The sequence below is a fragment of the Nostocoides australiense Ben110 genome (assembly GCF_001050535.1).
Classification (GTDB): Bacteria; Actinomycetota; Actinomycetes; order Actinomycetales; family Dermatophilaceae; genus Nostocoides_A; species Nostocoides_A australiense.
Genome location: NZ_HG764815.1, coordinates 3,544,944 through 3,547,902 on the forward strand (window position 1 = coordinate 3,544,944; position 2,959 = coordinate 3,547,902).

A 2,959-nucleotide genomic window follows, 5' to 3' on the forward strand; every position below is an offset into this window, starting at 1 on the left:
CGCGCCTCCGCCACCGAACGCCCCGAAGGCCCCGGCACCGAACGCCCCGCCCGGACCCCGCGGAACCGCGCGCCCGAGGCCGCACCGGAGCCCGAGTCGTGACCAGCCTGGACATCGCCTTCCTCGCCACTGGCGCCATCACCGTTGCCGCCGCGCTGCTGGCCGTCACCACCCGTCACCTCGTGCACTCGGCGCTCTGGCTGGTGCTGGCGCTGGGCGGGCTGGCCGGGTGCTATCTCGTCCTCGGTGCCGAGCTCGTCGCGCTCGTGCAGGTGCTCGTCTATGTCGGTGCGGTCGTGGTCCTCGTCATCTTCGCGATGATGCTGACCCGCGCGCCCATCGGGCCGAGCCCGGACCACTCGACCTCCCGGCTGCACCGGCTGCTGGCGGCCGTGCTCGGCGCCGGCGTGACGGCCCTCCTGCTCGCCGTCCTGTTGCCCCTGGGTGGCGAGGTGGTCGCCCGAACCCCGGTGTCCACCACCGGAATCGCCGAGGACATCTTCGGCACCTGGGTCTGGCCCTTCGAGGCCCTGTCGCTCCTTTTGCTCATCGCGCTGATCGGCGCGTTCGCCGTCTCCCGCCTCACCCGCCCGGCCGGGGAGGTCCGCCGGTGATCCACCCCGCGCTGCCGTATGCCGTCGCCGCCGCCCTGATCGGGATCGGCACCTATGGCATCCTCGCCCGTCGCAACGCGGTGCTCGTCCTCATCGGCGTCGAGCTGGTGCTCGGGGGTGCCGGACTGCTGCTCGTCACCGCCGGCGCGCTCGGCGGCGACCGGTGGTCCTCCGGCAATGTGCTGACCCTCTTCGTCATCACGATCGCCGCCGCCGAGGTGGTGCTCGCGCTCGCCGTGATCGTCGCCGTCTTCCGGGCCCGCGGCCATATCGACATCACCGCGCCCGCCGACCCCGGAGCGAACGGCGGTGGGTCGTGACCGGACCGCACTACCTCCAGATCGCCCTCGTGGTCCTCGCTGCCGGCGCCCCGCTCATCCTGCTGGCCGGCCTCGCCAGCCGGCGCATCGCGTCCGGGCTGGCCCAGCTCGGCGCGCTTGCCGCCGCCACCTGCGGCGTGGCGTCGCTCTTCGCCGGCCACGGTGCCCAGGCGCTGCCGGTGCTTCGGATCTATCCGCCCGGCACCAGCGATCTGACCGGCGTCGACTTCCCCGGCCACGTCGCGACCGACCCGGTCATCGCGACCATCGCCGTGACGGTGCTCGCCGTCGTCCTGGCGGTGCAGGTTTATGCCGGGTGGTACCTCCGCGACGACGATCGCCAGCCTGCCTTCCAGGCCACGGTGAGCCTGTTCGCCGCCGCGATGCTGTTGCTCGTCATCTCTCGTGACCTGATCCTCACCCTCGTGGGGTGGGAGGTCATGGGGTGGTGCTCCTACCTGCTCATCGGGCACTGGAGCCGCAAGGCGACGGCGCGGCGGGCCGCATACAAGGCCTTCCTCGTCACGCGGCTCGCCGATGTCGGCTTCGTGATCGGCGTCGTCGCCCTCATCGCGGTCGCCGGCACCAGCGACATCGACGCGCTCAACCGGGATGTCGTCTCGTGGCTGACCTCGTGTTCGCCGGCCGGCGGGTGTGGGCGCGGTGCGGTGGACTTCGCGATGACGGCGCTGATCATCGGGGTGCTCGGCAAGTCCGCGCAGATCCCGTTCCAGGACTGGCTGATCGACGCGATGGAAGGTCCGACGCCCGCGTCGGCGCTGATCCACGCCGCGACGATGGTGGCCGCCGGCACGTGGGTGCTCAGCCAGCTCACCCCGGTGCTGCGGGTCGGCCTCGAGGGCACGTCGGTGGCGTCGTGGGTGCTGGCGCTCGCCGTCGTCGCGACGATGGTGTATGCCGCGTTCTGCGCGTTCTTCCAAACCGACGTCAAGCGCGTCCTCGCCTGGTCGACGATCTCGCAGGTCGCCGTGATGCTCAGCCCGCTGGCGGTCGCGCCCGGCGCCGAGAGCGGCTCGGCGGCCGCGACCGGGCATCTGTTCTCCCACGCGATCTTCAAGGCGCTGCTCTTCTTGACGGTCGGCTGGCTGGCGGTGCTCGCGGGCTCGACGGCCGCGCGCGACCTCGACGGCATCGGCGCCGATTCCGGTCTCGCACGGGGTGTTTGGGGCCTCGGGCTCATCTCGCTCGCCGGCGTGCCGCTGACCGTCGGCGGCATCTCCAAGGAGCACGTCATCGACGTCGCGTCCTGGGCCGAGGACGGGGGCGCGCACCTGCAGCAGGGGATCGTCACGGTCGCGTTGCTGTTCACCGTGGCCCTGACCGCCGCCTACGCGACCCGCGCCTACGAGATCGTCGCCGGCCGGCGTAGCACCGCCGAGCCGGACGCGGACGGCGCAGCCCAGGCCGTCTTCACACCGGCCGAAGGGCACGAGCACGGCGACGCCGGGCCGCTCGTGAAGGCGGTCCTGATCGTTTTGGCGATCGCGACGCTGGCCGGCGGCCTGGCCTTCCTCGGCCCGCTTGACCCCGGCCACGTCAATGTCGGCCTGCTCGCCCTGTCGGTGGCACTGATCGCCGTCGGCGTCCTCGTCGGCTGGTACCTGCGACCCGACGACGCGCTCCCGCCCTCCCGGCTGATGACCTTGGCCAGCAACGGATTCGGGGCGGACACGGCATACCGCCAACTCGTCGCGGTCCCCGTGCTCGCGCTGGCGCGACTCGTTGCCTTCCTCGACCGGGAGGTCGTCGAGACGTATGTCCGCGGAGCCGGCTGGGGGAGCGGGCTCGCGGGGTGGGCGGCCGAGTGGCCGCACCGGCGCGAACGAGTCGCCACCAACCTCGTCTGGGTCGCCATCGGCCTGCTCGCCATCGCGGGGGTGGCGTTGTGGGGTTGATCCTGACCGCGCTCCTCGTCCCCGCGCTCGTCGGCTTCCCGCTGGTGCTGGCCCGCCGCCTGTCCGGCTCGGTCGCCGGTGCCCTGGCGCTCGGGGCGGCCGCCGTTGC

3 protein-coding genes are annotated in these 2,959 nt (G+C 72.7%); all 3 read left to right on the forward strand.

Going from position 1 to position 2,959, the window contains the following annotated elements:
- Positions 1 to 98: 98 nt before the first annotated feature.
- Genes BN11_RS17320 through BN11_RS17330 form a run of 3 tightly spaced genes read left to right on the forward strand, consistent with a single transcriptional unit; the run spans position 99 to position 2,850 of the window.
- On the forward strand, positions 99 to 614 hold the full coding sequence (locus BN11_RS17320) for an NADH-quinone oxidoreductase subunit J family protein (RefSeq protein WP_048699570.1): 516 nt from the start codon (positions 99 to 101) through the stop codon (positions 612 to 614).
- Complete coding sequence (gene nuoK, locus BN11_RS17325) at positions 611 to 934, forward strand: NADH-quinone oxidoreductase subunit NuoK (protein WP_048699571.1); 324 nt, start codon at positions 611 to 613, stop codon at positions 932 to 934. The genes BN11_RS17320 and nuoK overlap by 4 nt, the downstream gene beginning before the upstream one ends.
- Entirely contained in the window at positions 931 to 2,850 is a 1,920-nt protein-coding gene (locus BN11_RS17330) for an NADH-quinone oxidoreductase subunit 5 family protein (RefSeq protein ID WP_048699572.1), read from the forward strand. Before nuoK ends, BN11_RS17330 begins: the two co-directional genes overlap by 4 nt.
- The last annotated feature ends 109 nt before the right edge of the window (positions 2,851 to 2,959 follow it).